Source organism: Stenotrophomonas sp. (genome assembly GCF_032056425.1).
Lineage (GTDB): Bacteria > Pseudomonadota > Gammaproteobacteria > Xanthomonadales > Xanthomonadaceae > Stenotrophomonas.
In genome coordinates this window covers 41170-57181 of the sequence record NZ_DAMBCN010000023.1, presented here as the reverse complement: position 1 = coordinate 57181, position 16012 = coordinate 41170, and the positions used below count along the sequence as shown (strand labels likewise).

At 60.6% G+C, this 16012-nt stretch carries 12 protein-coding genes; 4 read left to right on the top strand and 8 right to left on the bottom strand.

All coding sequences use genetic code 11. The annotated features are described in order from the left end of the window. Positions 1 to 227: 227 nt before the first annotated feature. Positions 228 to 5207 (top strand): NACHT domain-containing protein, encoded by a 4980-nt coding sequence (locus tag RTY46_RS14980; protein WP_312709351.1) that lies wholly within the window; start codon positions 228 to 230, stop codon positions 5205 to 5207. 41 nt (positions 5208 to 5248) lie between these two features. On the opposite strand, the gene RTY46_RS14975 is transcribed toward RTY46_RS14980, so the two are convergent. After that, the gene (locus RTY46_RS14975; RefSeq protein ID WP_312709350.1) at positions 5249 to 5605 is read right to left on the bottom strand and encodes a hypothetical protein; all 357 of its coding nucleotides are present in this window, start codon (positions 5603 to 5605) and stop codon (positions 5249 to 5251) included. A gap of 536 nt (positions 5606 to 6141) precedes the next feature. Further along, on the bottom strand, positions 6142 to 7059 hold the full coding sequence (locus RTY46_RS14970) for a LysR family transcriptional regulator (RefSeq protein WP_312709349.1): 918 nt from the start codon (positions 7057 to 7059) through the stop codon (positions 6142 to 6144). 97 nt (positions 7060 to 7156) lie between these two features. Here RTY46_RS14970 and RTY46_RS14965 point away from each other — a divergent pair, with 97 nt between their 5' ends. After that, positions 7157 to 7996, top strand: a complete 840-nt coding sequence (locus RTY46_RS14965) for a type 1 glutamine amidotransferase domain-containing protein (RefSeq protein WP_312709348.1) — start codon at positions 7157 to 7159, stop codon at positions 7994 to 7996. 88 nt (positions 7997 to 8084) lie between these two features. Here the strand turns inward: RTY46_RS14965 and RTY46_RS14960 are convergent, their stop codons facing one another. After that, positions 8085 to 9968: a DUF2075 domain-containing protein gene (locus RTY46_RS14960; RefSeq protein WP_312709347.1), complete on the bottom strand. Its 1884-nt coding sequence runs from the start codon at positions 9966 to 9968 to the stop codon at positions 8085 to 8087. Further along, the gene (locus RTY46_RS14955) at positions 9965 to 10339 is read right to left on the bottom strand and encodes a nucleotide pyrophosphohydrolase (protein WP_312709346.1); all 375 of its coding nucleotides are present in this window, start codon (positions 10337 to 10339) and stop codon (positions 9965 to 9967) included. The genes RTY46_RS14960 and RTY46_RS14955 overlap by 4 nt, the downstream gene beginning before the upstream one ends. Before the next feature lie 196 nt (positions 10340 to 10535). Here RTY46_RS14955 and RTY46_RS14950 point away from each other — a divergent pair, with 196 nt between their 5' ends. Beyond that, positions 10536 to 11318 carry a 3-hydroxybutyrate dehydrogenase gene (locus RTY46_RS14950; RefSeq protein WP_312709344.1) on the top strand — a complete coding sequence of 261 codons (783 nt, stop codon included), beginning with the start codon at positions 10536 to 10538 and terminating at the stop codon, positions 11316 to 11318. A gap of 24 nt (positions 11319 to 11342) precedes the next feature. Here the strand turns inward: RTY46_RS14950 and RTY46_RS14945 are convergent, their stop codons facing one another. Together RTY46_RS14945 and RTY46_RS14940 are read right to left on the bottom strand one after the other, a co-directional pair. Then, on the bottom strand, positions 11343 to 12239 hold the full coding sequence (locus tag RTY46_RS14945) for a hypothetical protein (protein ID WP_312709342.1): 897 nt from the start codon (positions 12237 to 12239) through the stop codon (positions 11343 to 11345). A gap of 35 nt (positions 12240 to 12274) precedes the next feature. After that, on the bottom strand, positions 12275 to 12970 hold the full coding sequence (locus RTY46_RS14940) for a hypothetical protein (protein WP_312709340.1): 696 nt from the start codon (positions 12968 to 12970) through the stop codon (positions 12275 to 12277). Between the two features lie 178 nt (positions 12971 to 13148). On the opposite strand from RTY46_RS14940, the gene RTY46_RS14935 reads away from it, so the two are divergent. Then, complete coding sequence (locus tag RTY46_RS14935; RefSeq protein ID WP_312709338.1) at positions 13149 to 14501, top strand: DUF1963 domain-containing protein; 1353 nt, start codon at positions 13149 to 13151, stop codon at positions 14499 to 14501. 7 nt (positions 14502 to 14508) lie between these two features. Here RTY46_RS14935 and RTY46_RS14930 read toward each other — a convergent pair whose 3' ends face one another. Further along, complete coding sequence (locus RTY46_RS14930; protein ID WP_312709337.1) at positions 14509 to 15198, bottom strand: Imm52 family immunity protein; 690 nt, start codon at positions 15196 to 15198, stop codon at positions 14509 to 14511. Then, on the bottom strand, positions 15195 to 15557 hold the full coding sequence (locus RTY46_RS14925; RefSeq protein WP_312709336.1) for a hypothetical protein: 363 nt from the start codon (positions 15555 to 15557) through the stop codon (positions 15195 to 15197). Before RTY46_RS14925 ends, RTY46_RS14930 begins: the two co-directional genes overlap by 4 nt. Positions 15558 to 16012 lie beyond the last annotated feature (455 nt).

Sequence of the window (16012 nt, the reverse complement as noted above, 5' to 3'; positions counted from 1 at the left end):
AATGATATGGATGATGAAAATTCCCGAAGTGAGGAAGTGCTTTTTCAATCGGGTACGTTTCTTGGGCCTATCGTCAGCGGGGCGGTAGTGCTTGAATCCAAGAATTATTGTCGAGACACTCTTTGCTCGTGCGACACTGTCTTGCATGGGGCGGCAGATTTCTAAGGCAACACAGCGTTGCTGGTTCAACGACCTCTCGCAGGCGCACAGGATGGCTGGAGGAATTAATGGCGGATTCTGGAGAATATGTGGAAGATTCAATAACGCGCGGACGCGCCTGGCTTCAGGAGCCACCAAGCGGGCCCGAGCCCAAGGCGCCGGTCGAAACGCGCACGCAAAGCCTTCCTTTGAATGAACTCTCTTGGCAAGACTTCGAACGTCTTGCACTCAGGCTCGTTCGTAGAGAGGGTCAAGTGATTGATTGTTCTGTCTATGGAACGGCGGGTCAGTCGCAAGATGGTATCGACATCATTGCGGTCCGCTCCGGGGAATCTTCCTCGAAGGTGTGCTATCAGTGCAAGAAAGTTAACGATTTCAGTGCTTCTGATATTGCCTCCGCGGTGAAAATCTTTCTTTCCGGGCGCTGGGCGAAGGAGGTGACGGAGTTCGTACTGTGTGTATCGTCGTCGCTTGAGAGAACGCAGCAACAGGACGCGCTGGATAATCAGCGGAAGATACTGGAAGAGCAGGGTATAGAGTTTTCGGTGTGGGATGGTGCTGCCGCAGGTGGGATATGCGAGCGTCTAAAGGATAACAGCGACATCGTTGATGATTTCTTTGGTCGTTCTTGGGTGTCTAGTTTTAACGGGCAGGACGCTGCCGATAGTTTGGGCGATCGGCTGAATGGCTACGAGCTTGGAGCGCTTCGATCCAAACTTGCGAATCTATACTCAGTACTCTTCTCACAGCACGATCCGGGTTTTAGGGCGGATCGAAACGCGTACATGGACTATCGTGATCGATATGTGGTTCCCGATGTCATAGAGCGGACTCAGGTTGATATAGGGACATTCAATCAGTCTACGATGAGAAACTTAAGCCGAGAGGAAGAGGCTTATGGGAATTCCAGGGGGCAAGACGCGGTCGCACCTCAGAATGCAAATGCTGCGTCATACGAGATCAAGAGACCCGTCTTTGAATGGCTGCGTGATCGGAGTCAGTGCGTTGTTCTCGGTGAGCCGGGCTATGGGAAGAGTGCGCTGCTCAGGTACTTGGCCTTGTCCATCTTGAAGCCAGAAAAGCTCCGATTCGACGTTCTGAACTCTGGGTATTTTGCATGCCTACCGATATGGATATCGTTCTCCCGCCTTTCGGCCTCCATTGGGCGCGAATCGGGTATTAGTATTGACGCATTCTTTCGAGAGTGGCTTTGCCAGTACAGTTTCGGCGATGTATACCCAATCTTCAAGCGAGCAGTGAGGGCAGGGCAGGTTCTCCTGCTTGTTGATGGTCTGGATGAGTCCACGGAGGAGCACTCGGGGCGTGAGGCTCTTGATCGTGTTGTAACCTTCTTGGAGGCCAGTGGTGCGTCAATCATTTGTACTGGCCGACCCCAAAGCTACGGAACCCTCGGCATCCCGCCTTCTTGGGCAAAAGCTACGCTTGCATCCTTGAGCGAAAAGAAGATAGAGGAGTTGGCGGCTCGTTGGTTTGAGTTTCTGGAGTCAGAGCCCGAAGCGCCGTTGCAAGCGACCTATGAGATCGGTGATTTCGGGCGGCGTCGGGCGCAAGCATTCCTGCGCGAGGCAAGCAGTAGTCCTAGGACTCTGGAGTTAGCCCGAAATCCGCTGCTTTGCATGTCGTTGATTCAGCTATTTAGGTTCTCCCACCAGCTTCCTGAGGCTCGAGTAGAGGCGTACAGGCAGATTGTGGAGCTGTTGCTATCAAAGCATCCTGCCGCGCGCGCGCAAGCGAGTGGAACTGCCGCGCCCATCAGTTCTCTAGGGTTGAAGTCCGCAGATCTTAGAGAGATGCTTATTCGGCTGGCTAGGGAGATGCAATCACAACCGACGCGATCACTCTCGAAAGAGCGTTGCGAGGAAGTGTGCACAGCCTTTCTGATGGACGATATGCATGGGTTGGGCGAGCCTGCGGCGAAGGCGAGAAGAGTCGCAGCGGAGGCAGTCAATCAGTTGAATGGTCAGTATGGAGTACTTGTTGAACGATCTCCCGAAGAGTTTAGTCTCCTTCATTTGAGTATTCAGGAGTACTTGACCGCTGAGTCGGTCGCGCGACAGTCACACGATGATCAAATTGAATGGATGGCTGGCATCTGGGCCAGTCCTGCATGGCGAGAAACTCTAATTGCATGGTTCGGCATTCTGGGTGCGCGCGGAGAAATGGTGCTCTCTAGCCGTGCATCACAACGATTAGAAGATCTAGGTGCCAAGAATGAATGGCTTCGTACACAATCTATCGAGCTCCGCATGGAGATCGCCACTTCGGATTCGGGGCTACCGATAAGCGAAGCACGTCGAATCGTCGAGCTTGCCGTCAACGAAGTGGAGAGTTCTCCCATTGTCGAGCTGCGCGTGTCATTGGCGAGGAACATTGCAATCGGCGCGTTGGGAACGCGCGTGCGTTCGGAGTGTCGTTCTGCCATCAGGCGTTGGCTGCCTGGTCAGCTAAGTTATAAGCGGAGAGTGCTCATTGCGTCCTTTAAGGATTGGGCGCCATCCACCGATCTGTGGTCCACTCTAGTTCGTTCCCTTAGAGATGAAGATGTCATGTGTCGACGAGCCGCCGCCGAAACTATTGCGCACGTGTTCGTTGATAATGATGAGGCGTTGGCCAATTTGGAGCGAATGGCGATTTTTGATGTTCGGCCTGAGGTCAGGGCTGCTGCGATTTATGGATTGACCGCTAGAGCGGAATGGCAGGCGCTAGCTATTGCATGTGCAAGCGCCAACAGAAGTACAGCCAATGCTGAGCTTTTTCTAGGAACGGTGCGCACTCGTGTCAAGCAAGGGCTACAAACTGCTGAAGACATTGATCGAGTTTGGATGCTGCTGGATGGTGGCTTCCTGGAATATCAAGAGCAACGTGATGCGATTGGATTGCTGTGCGAAGGCTGGCCGAGCAATCAGAATCTTCGCGGACTTCTGTTGGACCGATTGCGTAAAGCTCAATCGGGATTTGACGTAGAGGTGCCACTTCAATATCTGGTCCGCTGTTGCCCGGGTGATGTTGAGGTGGCGGAGGTGGTTGCGTCATTGGTCAGGCAGTTTGGGCGAATGCTAACGCTTGGCGATCATCGCGTGTGGGAGGATCTGTCTGCTGGATTTCGTGGGAATGCTAATCTTGCCTCGGCAATTAGAGATTCATTGAATGCGGACCGGGCGAAGTACAAAGTGCCCCTATGGGACCCTCGGATAGCCCATGCAATGGTCACAATTGGTGATGAGGAAGCGAAGCTTGAGCTCTTGGAGTCATATGAATTGGCGGACATCCGTGGGCGATACTGGATTGCGTTTGCTCTTCAGCGCGGGTGGGGGGGCGATAGTGTGGTGCGAGAAAGACTTCAGCACTGGGCAGATGGAAGTATCGAGATGGCCGCGCCCTTGGGGTCATTGGGGCGAGTCCTTATTTCTGAATCTAGTAAACGAGTTCATTGGCTTCGTAAAATTGCGCGTGCTTCCGCTGTGACGAGAGAGGTTGGAGCCATCATGGCTCTCCTCGAGGAATGCCCAGATGAAAATACCAAGGAATTGGTGAGGGATCTGTTGGATAGTCCTGGAATATGGTATTACCACAGGATGGAGATCCAGGCGCGCTTTGCAGGCATATATCCGGATGATCCAAGGAGCCTAGAGATAGTTGAGGATGCACTATCCAACATCGACGGTCCAAATTTCGGAGCAATTGCTCGGGTTTTTGAACACGATGCGTGCCTTCGAACGCGATTTCTTGACGCGGCGATACCGGCGCCAGCTGACGTGAGGATGGCTGTTGCTACCATTTTCCGTGAGCGAGCCATCGAACTTGATGCCGTGGTTGAGTTGACCCCATTGCCGTTGGCGGAAGAGGATAGTGCGGTTAGAGCCAGCTGTTTGATGGCGCGCGCGCGCGCTGCAAAGGGGGATTCTGTACTCGCCGAGCAGTTGGAGCAGTTCCTTGGGCCCGAGTTCAACTCCGTGGGTACCTATATGGATATGCGACGGCGGACAGCGTTGGCGGCCCTTCTGGAGCTCGGGGCGTACTCGCGAGTTGTTGCCCGCTTTGCGGACGATGGCGGGCGCAATTGGACTCACGGGCTTATCGACTGGCTGTCGTATGATCTGGTTTCACCGGGTGCTCTGATCGAGCACTGGGAGGCACTGAAGCCGCTCCTCTTAGAGAGCAATGTCCAGGAGCAGGAGCTTCCTGTGTCAGAGTTCGTGCGGTCTGGTTACGATGCACTTTTCGAGAAAACTCCGGCTCTGGAGCTTCTACTTGGGAGCTATTTCGAAAACCAAGTGCCGGACGTAGCCGGAGCGACCTATTTTGAAGCTTTCGCGCGGCATCGCCCCAGGAGTGGGTCGTTGCGGCGGCTATTGATTAAATCTATTAGAAGGGGATATTTCGGTGACGCTGCGTGCGCAGCTGCGCGCATTCTTGCTGCGCAGTTTTATGGGCCTGAGGATATTTGGGGAGAGCTTTCTGCCATTGGGGAGCCGAGAGACGCGTTCGGTCAGTTGGCTGACGGTGTGCTTGGGCATTTGGCGCTGGCCTGGCCGCAAGGGGTCGCAGCAACTTGGGCGCGACTGTTGAGCTCAGCCGAAATTGCTGAGCTTGGGGTAAGGGATAGGCTCCTTTTTGCGATTGTGAGGGATAGTCCAATCGAAGCAGAAGATGTAGTTCATGAGATTATGTCGGATCCGATGGGATCGTGGAAATATAGAGCCGAAGATGTAAATGTGCTACATATTTGGGCTAAGTGGGATGGATCAAAGCAGTCGCTTGATCGCATGGTAAATTCGGAAAATACGTCATATTCACTTACGGCTATTTCGCTGATGTCGATTGCCCGGCGTGATATCGAGGCGCATATTGGAGCCTTGATTGATCGTTTTAATCTACAGTTTTCAGTGTCTTGTGTGCCCCCAGAGGATGGCCTCAATGCGGGGTTAGGGCGGCAGGGTCCTTGGGCAGCTTCGGTCTACTCAACACTTAAGGCGTGGGCGGGCGCCTCTGGAAGAGTGGCAGTGGCTGGGCCAGCCTTAAAGTGAGTATGGATAACGTGGCAAGAGCAGTCATTGCGGTTGGCTAACTACTCAGGCCGAACCTCCCGACAAGCCCACTCAACCAACCCCCGGCAAGCCAGAAATAGCCCGTCAACAACCCCTTCATCCAGATGCCGCTCCGGGTCCGCTGCCACCCGGCAGCGGTCTGCCGCGTGTAGCAGCTCCAGCACGGTCAGCGCGCCAACCATCGCGCGCTCGCTTCTGGCCAGACTCACGCGGCGGCCGGGTGATACATCGGTTTCTGGCCAAGGGTGCCCATCGGCTCCCTCGCAGCCGCGCATGCGCTTGAGAATGCCGAGCAGGTAGTTGAGGTCGGGCAGGGAAGCGTCGTCGTTGATGGATTCAACAACGGTGTAGACAGAGAGGATGTCGGATTCGTTCATGGCGTCGGTTTCCTTGCTGTGCTTAACAGCGCCACTGCGCGAGCGGGTGGCGGACGGTGCGGGTTGCAAACCGGGACGCAGAGAAGTGACCGGCGGGCCCGAAGGCCCCCACGCACCGCCCGCCATATAGGCCGACGGATTGCCAGCCGGCACCGCCTCAAGGACGGTGCCGACGGGCAAGCGTTTTCACTCTACGTCTCGGGTTTGCACGCCCGGCCACCCGTTGTCGGTGGCGCGCCATGGTGTTTACACCGCTGCTGCGAACGCCAATAGAAAATGGCGAACAGGAAGCAGAATTCGAGAGCGAGGAACTATTGTGGCACGCACCATTTGTGCAACACGCGACACCGCCAGACGTATTCGCGCAGCTGCTCTGCTGATTGCGATTCGGAGTGACGCAATCGCCTGCACCACAAGCGAATAGCGCGACGGCCTTCTTTGCAACAGTTCTTAGTTCGCCTCAGCAGGCAACGGCGCCCAATCAGCCGCACGCCCCGAAAAGCGGTTCAAACACGACACCGTTAACACCCCCGGCCTCAACCAACGCCAGCCTCAGCCGCATTCCCCACCAGCAACTCAATCATCGCCCGCGCCGCCGCCGACTGCCGCCGATGCGGCGCATAGATCACCGAGAACGGCCTCGACCGCCCGCGCAACTGCGGCAGCACTTCCACCAGCTGCCCACGCTGCAACCGCTCGCGCACGATGAACGCATAGCTCTGGCAGATGCCGATGCCCTGTTCGGCCAGCGACACCACGCCCAGCACATCGTCGGAGGTTTCGATGGACGAACGCGGCAGCCAGTCCACGTCGCGCCCACCGTCGCGGAAGATCCACGGCGCGAGCCGCCCGGTGCGCGGCATCACAAACGGCAGGCACAGGTGCTGCTGCAGGTCGTCCAGCGTCTGCGGCGTACCCCGGCGCTGCAGATAGTCCGGCGCGGCCACCAGCAACAGCGGCGCATCCTCCAGCTTCCGCCCCACCAGCCCGCTGTCCGGCAGCTGGCCCAGGCGGATGGCCAGGTCGAAGCCTTCAGCCACCAGGTCCACGTTGCGGTTGGTGATGTTCAGTTCCACCTGCACCTGCGGGTACTGCTGCGCAAAGCGCGCCAGCACGGGCGGCAGCCGGTAGTGGCCATAGGTGGTGGGCACGCTCAGGCGCACGCGGCCGGCCAGCGCACCGTTCTGGGCCAGTACGTCGCGCTCGGCGTCGTGCAGCAGGCCGAAGGCGGTGCGCACTTGTTCCAGATAGAGCCGTCCGGCGTCGGTCAGGCCCACGCGGCGGGTGGTCCGCTGCAGCAGCTGCCGGCCCAGCCGCGCTTCCAGGCGGGTGACCGCGCGGCTCAGCACCGAGGGCGTGGTGGACAGCGCCACCGCGCCGGCCGTGAACGAGCCGTGCTCGACCACTGCCAGCAACACCTCCACATCGCCCAGGTAGTCGAACTTGCGGCTCATTTGGCTCTCCGGGGAACAGATGTTTTGCGACGAGGCCAATTTATCGCCGCTGCGGCGATGAATAAAGTGGCGGCCATTCCCCGATAGGAGCTACCCCATGAACCTGATGACCCGGCTTGCCGCAGCGCTGGCCCTGACCCTGGCCGCCAGCGGCGCGCACGCCGCCAACGTGCTGGTGGTCCTGTCCGACGAGAACCACCTGGACCTGAAGGACGGCAAGGTGCTGTCCACCGGCTTCTATCTCAATGAGCTGATGCAGCCGGTCAAGCTGCTGCTGGATGAAGGCCACGAGGTGACCTTCGCCACGCCGCAGGGGCGGGCGCCGACGGTGGATGCGTCCTCGGTGACGCAGGCGTACTTCGGCAACGACGCCGCGCAGCTGGCGCTGCACAAGGGCCTGATGGAGAAGCTGGCGCTGACCTCGCCGACGGCCTCGCCCGTGGTCAGCCTGGCGCGCGTGGAGCAGCAGGGCTACGCGCGTTTCGATGCGGTCTACATTCCCGGTGGCCACGCGCCGATGCAGGACCTGCTGAAGAGCCCGGCGCTCGGCCGGCTGCTGGCCGACTTCCACCAGCGCAACAAGACCACCGCGCTGGTCTGCCACGGGCCGATCGCGCTGCTGTCCACGCTGCCGGATGCGGGTGGGTTCGTAGCGAAGCTGGAAGCGGGTGCGACGCCAGCCACGCCGAAGTGGATCTACAGCGGCTACCAGATGACGGTGATCAGCAACCAGGAAGAAGCGCAGGCCAAGCCGCTGCTGGGCGGCGGTGAGATGAAATTCTACCCGCAGACGGCGTTGCAGCGGGCGGGTGCGACGTTCAGCAGCAACACCACGCCGTGGACGGGGCATGTGGTGGTGGACCGCGAGCTGATTACCGGGCAGAACCCGGCTTCGGCGATGCAGGTGGGGCAGCGGTTGGTGGAGCGGTTGAAGTAGGGCGGCCACTTCAGGGCAATTACAGTTCCGGTGCTTCCGGCGCGTTGTACGAGAATCACCGCTGGGGTCGATCATCAGGTGGAGGCGCTCAGGCGTCCACCGCCTCGGCCTTTTCAACGGCCGCCAGACACTGCAGTCGAGTCCTGAAGTACGCGGCAACTTGCGGATCTGTCGCGTAGACGTAGCACCCCTTCATCCCGCGGCTCATCAAGGTGCGGTAAGTGTTCTTGATGATCGTGTCGGCCAGTTCGGCAGCATGGGCGGGGTGGGATCTGGATAGCTTTACATACCCCTTCATCGTCTTGTCGTGCCTGTCCCGCGCACGAGGGACGGTCCTCAGGGCACCGTCTTCCATGACCAGATCCGGCCCGATGATCACGCCGATGTAATCGACTTCCAGACCCTGGCAGGTATGGATGCAGCCCACCTGATCAATCGAGTTGGGGGAGACAATCCAAAGGCTTCCGTCCTGACCAAGGTTCCACTGCCGTCGGTAGCTGCCAATGACAATGTCCATGTCCTTGCTGTTTTTCTTGCTGTTCCATGGCCAGCAATAGCCAGCTACGACGCGCGCGCGGTTATCGGCGTTCTTGGCATCGATAGCCGCGTGCAATGCAACCGGATCATCGAATACCTGGAAGTCGTAGCTGTCTTCGTCCAGGGTTGTGTTTGCGGTCGGGCGGACCTGCAGCACGTCGTCCAACCATGCGAGATAGCCGTCCGACCCCGCACAGCGGAATTGCGAGGACAGGGCGTACTCCTCCACCGTCGCTCCGCGGGCGACTGCGAAATCCCGAATGGCCTCTTTGGTGCCGATATCTTTCAGCGTGACCCGTTGGTCTTCATCAATGAAAAACACGCTGCACAGGGCAGCGTTGATCAGCTCCATTATCTGGTTCTTACCCTCGTTCCCGTAGAACCCGCCTTGCTCGGTGAGCCGATGGGCCTCGTCGACGATCAGTAGATCGAATTCGTTCTCGGGGGTATTGATGTACGCTCCGGACCCACCGAAGAAATGGTGGAGGCGATCACTTTCGTTCGACTTGCTGAGGGCGCTTTTGTAGACCTCACGTGGCGCGGCATTCTTCGAGACGTACTTAACGTTCAAACCATCGCGCACCGCGGCCAGAAGATTCACCGCAACGACGGACTTGCCCGTACCCGGGCCACCCTCGATGATGACAACTCGAGGCTTTCGTTCCGCATGCGCCTGGGCGAACGCCGCCTTGGCGGCTTCGAACACGTGCTTCTGTTCGTCGAGCAAGGTGAACTTACTATTTCCCGAGAGCAATCGATGCAGTTCGTCTGCGAGTGCTTTGGACGGGCGGATAGTGGCGCCGTCCAGTTTGGCCAGCACCGGGATGCCATCGCCCTTGCTGGTGTGCTGGCTGATGAAGGCGCGCAGCCCCTCAAGGTCGCCCGCGCCCTTGAGGAAGAGCGGGGCGCGTTGGATGTAATGCCGGTAATGGGGTGAGTTGATCACACCGTCCGACTGATAATTGTGCAGATAGGTGCAGGGATGAACCTGGAGCGTTCCCACATGGACCGCTTCGTTGAAACCCTCAAGGAACGCAGCGTAGGACCACGCCTGATAGCTGGGATGGACTCGAAGGTCTCCGGGCCGCAGCTCGATCATTGCGTCGCGATTGGACTGCTTGATGACTGACCATTGTTTGAGCTCGACGATGATGACGTGCGCGGAGCCGTCTTCGGCGTGGCCAGTCAGGAGAACGTCGATACGCTTCCGCGACTGAGGCAGGACGAACTCAACCGCCACGCCGATGTCACCAGGAATGGATGGGTGGTTCAGCGCACGTGCGACGTATCTCAGTGATTCGCGCCAAGAGCGGATTTCGGACTCGCCCACATGGCCCTTGGTGGCCGCCTTGTAGCTGGCAAGGATGACTTCCTCGATTTCCTCATCGTTGCAGTGGCGAAGGAAGGCATCCTTGTCTGCCTGATAGACGATCATGGCTGAGACAGCTTGTTGTACTTGGTGCTGACGCCCCGCGAGAGATCGATCGGGTACTTGGCAGCGTTCGTGGCCAGCTTGCTGCTGACAGCTTCATTAAGGTCGATGCCAAGCACATCCGACAGCCGGATGAGGTACAGGGCTACGTCGGCGATCTCTTCACGAACCGCCTTGGCTGTGGCCTCCGAGGATGCGGCGTTGAAGGAATCGGCTTCAGTCATCCACTGGAAGACCTCGTTCAGCTCTCCAACTTCGCCCGAGAGCGCCATGACGAGGTTCTTTGGGGAATGGAACTGTGCCCAATCTCGGGCTTCGGCGAACTCCCTGAGCGCTTGGGCAGCGCCCCGAACCTCGACAAGAGGATGTTCCATGGCATGGCCTTATACGACAACATTTGGCCAATTCTACTCATTGGGGAGGGGCGTTAGCGACATCCTGTCCGTCGCAGGCGATGGGGGCGCTCCGGGGGAGCGCGGTGTCTGTGCGGTCCTTTTCGGGCGCCGCGCCCGGCCGGCCGAGTGCCCGTTAGTCGTTACACTGCGGCCAACGCCTCATGGAAGCTCGCCCATGTTCAGTGGAAAGGTCGCGGTAGTCACCGGCTCCACCAGCGGTATCGGTCTTGGCATCGCCACCGCGTTGGCGCGGCAGGGGGCCGACATCGTGCTCAATGGCTTCGGGGACGTGCAGGAAGTCGAACGCATCCGCTCCAGCCTGGCGGCTGAGTGCGGGGTGCGGGTGGCACATGACGGCGCAGATCTGTCACGCGGTGAGGCGGTGCGGGAGATGATCGGCCGTGCCGTCGCAACGATGGGCCGCATCGACATCCTGGTGAACAACGCTGGCATCCAGCACACGGCGTCGATCGAGGAATTCCCGGTCGAGAAGTGGGACGCGATCCTGGCGCTGAATCTATCCGCGGTGTTCCATGCAACGGCAGCCGCCTTGCCGTATATGCAGCAGCAGGGATCGGGCCGCATCATCAACATTGCGTCGGTACACGGGCTGGTGGGCTCGGTGAACAAGTCCGCCTATGTCGCGGCCAAGCACGGCGTAGTCGGGTTTACCAAGGTAACGGCGCTGGAGAACGCGGGCATCGGCATCACCGCCAACGCCATCTGCCCAGGCTGGGTGCGCACGGCGCTGGTGGAGCAGCAGATCACCGCGTTGGCGGAGCGGGAAGGGACCGATCAGGAGGCCGCCGCGCGTGAGCTGCTGGCCGAGAAGCAGCCATCGCTGCAGTTCGTGACGCCGGAGCTGCTGGGCGACATGGTGGTGTTCCTGGCCTCGGATGCCGCGGCTCAGATCACGGGCACGGCGCTTCCGATGGATGGCGGTTGGACCGCGCGCTAGGCAGTCCCTTCGTCATCATGACCCCTATCGGAACTGAGGGTAGTCCCTGACCAGCCGCGCTTCGACGGCCCGGGCAAGGGTGAAATCATCATCAGATTCCATCTCCCGAAGCACCTTCCACGGCTCATCGATCAGCGGATGATCAACCTGGAACTCTGGAAGCTGGTGTCTGCGCCTCAACGCCTGGACGGCAAGCAGTTCAGCAGGGAACACACGATCAATCGTTGCATCGAACTCGTAGCGGGTGTGATCCGTGTTTTCCTTGCTGCGTGAGACATGGAAGTCAGCGGCAACCTGCATGACCGCCTGGAACTTCAGCTCATCCTGCGTTGCCCAGGCATCGAGCACGGATCGGTACTCAGGAACGAGCGGACTAAGTGGCGCAAAGTCTGTCGGTACTTCAAACCCGGTCGAGAACAGGGCAAGCGCGAAGACGTCCGAAGTCGAGTTCTTGATCTTCCGCATTGCGGGTCGTGTATTGATTCGCTGATCCTTCTCCGCCATCTCGATATAGCGTTGGGCACAGATGGCAGCTTCATCCCACCACGACAGCATGCAAGGGCCAAGCGCTTTCATGCTGTCTGAAAACTCCCTGGGCCAGTTGCCAAGGTCCTGGCGCATGTCCGAGTACATGGCCATCCAGCGGAAGTGCAGAGCGCGCAGGCGAACGGCGCGTTGGATCGACTGTGCCAGTGTCTGGAAGTCGGATCGGAAGAACGCATCGCAGCTCCGGACATCGTAGAAGAGCGCGAGGTCTGCCAGCGGGTTAGCCGCTTTGGGGGCCAGTTCGCCCGGCGCGTCCAGGTAGGCCTGCAGCGCGGTCTCGGCATGCTGGGCTTTGCCCTTTGCTTGGGCATGCTCCAGCCATTCCTGGCATTCCTGGGCCAAGGCGTTGAGCGATGGATGGGCAATCAGCTTCATGTGTTCTTTGTCCACCATGAATGCATTGCGCAGGATCAGTCATCGCTGGGGGCAATGTCGAACGTTACGGTGCGGCCACAGGTCGGCGTGTCCAGGCGATCCACGGCAATGTACACATACAACGTCAGCTGCGATTCGACCGGTTTGTAGAACAAGATCCGGTCATCGTCACCGAAGGTGGGTACATACATCTTGAACCGATCGGCCAGCAGCGGTGCCTTCAGTTCATCAACGCTCAAACACAGGGTGGGCGGGTCGAGCGACAACCGCACAGTGTTCGCTTCGGGAACGAAGCTGGACCTCGATACTGTCCACGTGTAGGTGCCTGTGTCGAACGTGCCCGTCGTGCCGCGTCGCTGCCCTTCGGCGTCGTGCGGAAGCGCAATGCCGAGCACACGCTGCATCCGGTCGGGCTCGATATCGGCGTAGCGGCGCAAGGCGCGTGCCAGTGAATGCACCTGTTCGATAAGCCTGGTCGCACTGAGCGCAGGCCCGGGTTTCAGCGGGGGATCATCTTTTAACGTTAAAACGCGCCCGTGGGCATCGGGAATCAGGCTGTCAACGATCGCCGCCGCCTTGTCCTGCTCGCGCTGGACATCCGCGTTGGTGATGGGCGGGATGGGTTCCGGCCATGGGGGCTGTGGTGCCTGCGCACCTGCCGGGGCGGTCAGGGCCAGCATGCCTGCCAGTAGCCACGGAATGGGGGCCTGTATATCGCGATAGCTGTCCATGGCTCGCTCACGTAACGCCGAATGTCCGCAGTCTAGCCCGAGGCATGGCCGAGTGGGGTACGGGGCCTGGCGGAATGCACGCTGGCCACATGCTTGCGGCCGAACGGTGATATACCTGTCGCGCTCGATCTGGAATGACTGCAGGGAGATGACTGAAATGGATACTCGCGTTCCCTCGATGTACGACGCCGACCAGCGCGACCACCACGCCGAAGCCGTGGTGGAGGACTTTTTCGCCACGCACCGCGCCCCGGCCCTGGTGCTGCAGCGCTTCTACCCGCCGGCGGCCTTTCCCAAGGTGCGCAGCCGGCTGGGCGGTCTGCCGCAGTTGCCGGATGGGCTGCAGTGGCCCGTTGGCGGGAGCTACGGCACGCAGGCGCCCATGCACTTTCTGGCGCAGATCGATTGCGCCGAACTGCCCCGCGTGGACCCGGACATGCCTGCACAGGGCATGCTGTTCTTCTTCGCCATGAACGACGAAGAGCAGATCTGGGACACCGACGAACCGCAGCAGCGAGTGCGCGTGTTGTACGCGCCCGAGGTGGCGGCCGACCAGCCGGTGCGAGCGCTGCCGGAAGGCATGCGCCCGATTCTGGATGAGGGCCCGTCGGAGTACGCGCACCGCACTCCGGCGTGGCTGCTGCCTGAAGAGGAGGGCCCACGCGTACACGTGCAATGGCCCTTGGTGGCGCGGCGCATGGATACCTGGCCGGACTATCTTGAGCTTCCGCCCGGCGAGGAAGACAGGGCGTACTACGATGTTTACGCCTCGCGATTGAGTGAGGTGCGTCTGGGGGCTGCCGTGGCGGCCACCGGCCTGTTTCCGCGTGCGGATGCGGCCCTGCACTGGGAGCAGACGGGTTCGCCGTCCTGGAGCTTTCCGACGCAGTGGCTGCGCTACCAGACGGATTTCCCGCAGGTGGGCATCATCGTTGACCGCCTTGCGCGGGTGATCGGCAACGAACGGCGCGCAGGCAAGCGGGGGCAGGCCGACTACGCCGACGTGCGTGCGTGGGTGGAGAAGGCGGCTGCCATCGGCTGGGACGACGTGCCCGATGATGCGACGCGCGAGGCGTTCCGTGAGTGGATCATCGGCCAGATCAGTGACGACTTCGAGGGCCTGACCATGACCGACCTGCGCATGGGGCTGGCGTTTACCAAGGGATGGCTGGCTGCGGTCGCGTACGCGGCAGGCTCACCGGCAGCGGCTGCACGCATTCCGGCGCAGATGTACCGCGATCTGGCGGACGAGCATCTGCCGTTCGCTGAGAGCATGCGCACGCTGCCGGACGGGCGCAGGCGCTGCGCCGAGACCCGGGTGCACCAGATGCTGGGGCACGTGCCGCGCTTGCACGATGTGGTGCCAGACGTGGCAGGCGAGGGCGGCGAGGTCTGTCTGCTGCAGTTGGCATGCGACCCGGCGATTTATCTGGAGTTCGGCGACTGCGGGCAGGCGACGTTCTGGTTGAGCCGTGAGGATCTGCGCAACCGCCGGTTCGACCGTGTGGTGGGCGTGGTGGAGTCGCACTGACCCTCCTCTACACCACTGGCAGCAACCCCAGCTCGTACATCTGCAGTTCCAGGGTGTTCGCCGTTCGCACGTGTTTCCTGTCGGCCAGATTGAATGCCCCGTCCACCGACACCACGATCGATCCCCCCGGCGCGGGCAGGATCAGGGCCGCCCGCGGCAGCTCCGCCGCGCTGACGGCTTTGCGCACATAGGCCATCCAGCCCAGGCACTGGCGGCCTGGGTAGCTTGCGCAGGCATCGTGGTAGTTCTGGAATCGGCCGTTCAACGCGTCGTAGACGTCGGCAACCGCGTAGCGGGTGCCCAGCCCGCTGTGCAGCACGGCCAGCAGGATGTTGGCGATCCACTGCGTGGGGTTGGGCTGCACGTCGGCGGGCCGGTGTACGGCCACGGTGAGGTAGCCGAAGGCCGGGCTGTAGTCGATGGTGATCAATCCAGGACGGCGCTCGACGGTTTCCTGGTTCAACAGCGATACGCCGAAGGTGCGTGTACCGACCAGTTCGGCGCGCACCCGCAGCCGGTGCAGCACCGCGTGCGTGTGCTGCAGCCGCAGCGGCATCTGGCCGGGGGTATTCACCGCGCAGTACCAGGTATTGCGGCCGGGAAAACGTTGCAGCATCTGCAGCAGGTGCAGGTACGCAGTGTGGTAATCGGTGAGCTGGCGTGTGGCGATCTGGAAGCGAAGAACAACGCTGATCATCCGCGCGGCCGGATGTCCTGGCAGACCAGTTCGGCCAAGCTGCGGCATGCCAGCAGCAGGCCATCGACCACGCCTTCGCCCAGGTGGCGATCGGGCGTGGCCATGGCGCGGCAGCGCTCTGCAGCGTGCAGCAGTTCGGCCACGGTGACCAGAGCGGCGGCGGCGCGGTCAATACGGCCCAGGGCCATGCGGCGGCCAAGGGGCAGGTGGGTTTCGGGCCAGGGTTGGCCGTCGGCGCCTTCGCCCGTGCGGATGCGGTCGAGGCAACCGAGCAGGGTGCTGAGGTCGGGCGAGGGGTTTTCGTCGTCGTTGATGGAATCAGCGGGGGCGCTGAAGGGCAGGGCGTTCGGTGCGGTCATGGCGTCGGCTTCCGTGGCAGAGGCACAGCAGCGCCACCCGCGCTGGGCGGGGTGGCGGACGGTACGTGGCTGCAAACCGGGACAGACAGTTGCCATAGACCGGCGGGTCCGAAGACCCCCCACGCACCGCCCGCCATAGACGGCCGACGGATTGCCCGCCGGCACCGGTTAAGGACGGTGCCGACGGGCAAGCGTAAACAACTTCTGTCTCGGGTTTGCATGCCCGGCCACCCGTTGTCGGTGGCACGCCATGTTGTTTACGCGTGCTTATTCGATGCAATGAGAAAAATCCGAAGATCTTGAGCGCATCGGCTGCGCAGGCGCGAGTGTCGCACGCTCCATCATCGTCGGGCGCAACAGCGCAGGGCGGTGTCGAGAACTTCGAGTGGTTGTACGCGACATGGAGTGACGTACATGCCGCGAAACACATCAACGGCTGTGACGCTTCACGCTTG

Excerpts from the sequence above, each read along its gene's own strand:
- RTY46_RS14980 (WP_312709351.1), top strand. The coding sequence starts at position 228 with ATGGCGGATTCTGGAGAATATGTGGAAGATTCAATAACGCGCGGACGC.
- RTY46_RS14975 (WP_312709350.1), bottom strand. The coding sequence starts at position 5,605 with ATGAACGAATCCGACATCCTCTCTGTCTACACCGTTGTTGAATCCATC.
- RTY46_RS14970 (WP_312709349.1), bottom strand. The coding sequence starts at position 7,059 with ATGAGCCGCAAGTTCGACTACCTGGGCGATGTGGAGGTGTTGCTGGCA.
- RTY46_RS14965 (WP_312709348.1), top strand. The coding sequence starts at position 7,157 with ATGAACCTGATGACCCGGCTTGCCGCAGCGCTGGCCCTGACCCTGGCC.
- RTY46_RS14960 (WP_312709347.1), bottom strand. The coding sequence starts at position 9,968 with ATGATCGTCTATCAGGCAGACAAGGATGCCTTCCTTCGCCACTGCAAC.
- RTY46_RS14955 (WP_312709346.1), bottom strand. The coding sequence starts at position 10,339 with ATGGAACATCCTCTTGTCGAGGTTCGGGGCGCTGCCCAAGCGCTCAGG.
- RTY46_RS14950 (WP_312709344.1), top strand. The coding sequence starts at position 10,536 with ATGTTCAGTGGAAAGGTCGCGGTAGTCACCGGCTCCACCAGCGGTATC.
- RTY46_RS14945 (WP_312709342.1), bottom strand. The coding sequence starts at position 12,239 with ATGAAGCTGATTGCCCATCCATCGCTCAACGCCTTGGCCCAGGAATGC.
- RTY46_RS14940 (WP_312709340.1), bottom strand. The coding sequence starts at position 12,970 with ATGGACAGCTATCGCGATATACAGGCCCCCATTCCGTGGCTACTGGCA.
- RTY46_RS14935 (WP_312709338.1), top strand. The coding sequence starts at position 13,149 with ATGTACGACGCCGACCAGCGCGACCACCACGCCGAAGCCGTGGTGGAG.
- RTY46_RS14930 (WP_312709337.1), bottom strand. The coding sequence starts at position 15,198 with ATGATCAGCGTTGTTCTTCGCTTCCAGATCGCCACACGCCAGCTCACC.
- RTY46_RS14925 (WP_312709336.1), bottom strand. The coding sequence starts at position 15,557 with ATGACCGCACCGAACGCCCTGCCCTTCAGCGCCCCCGCTGATTCCATC.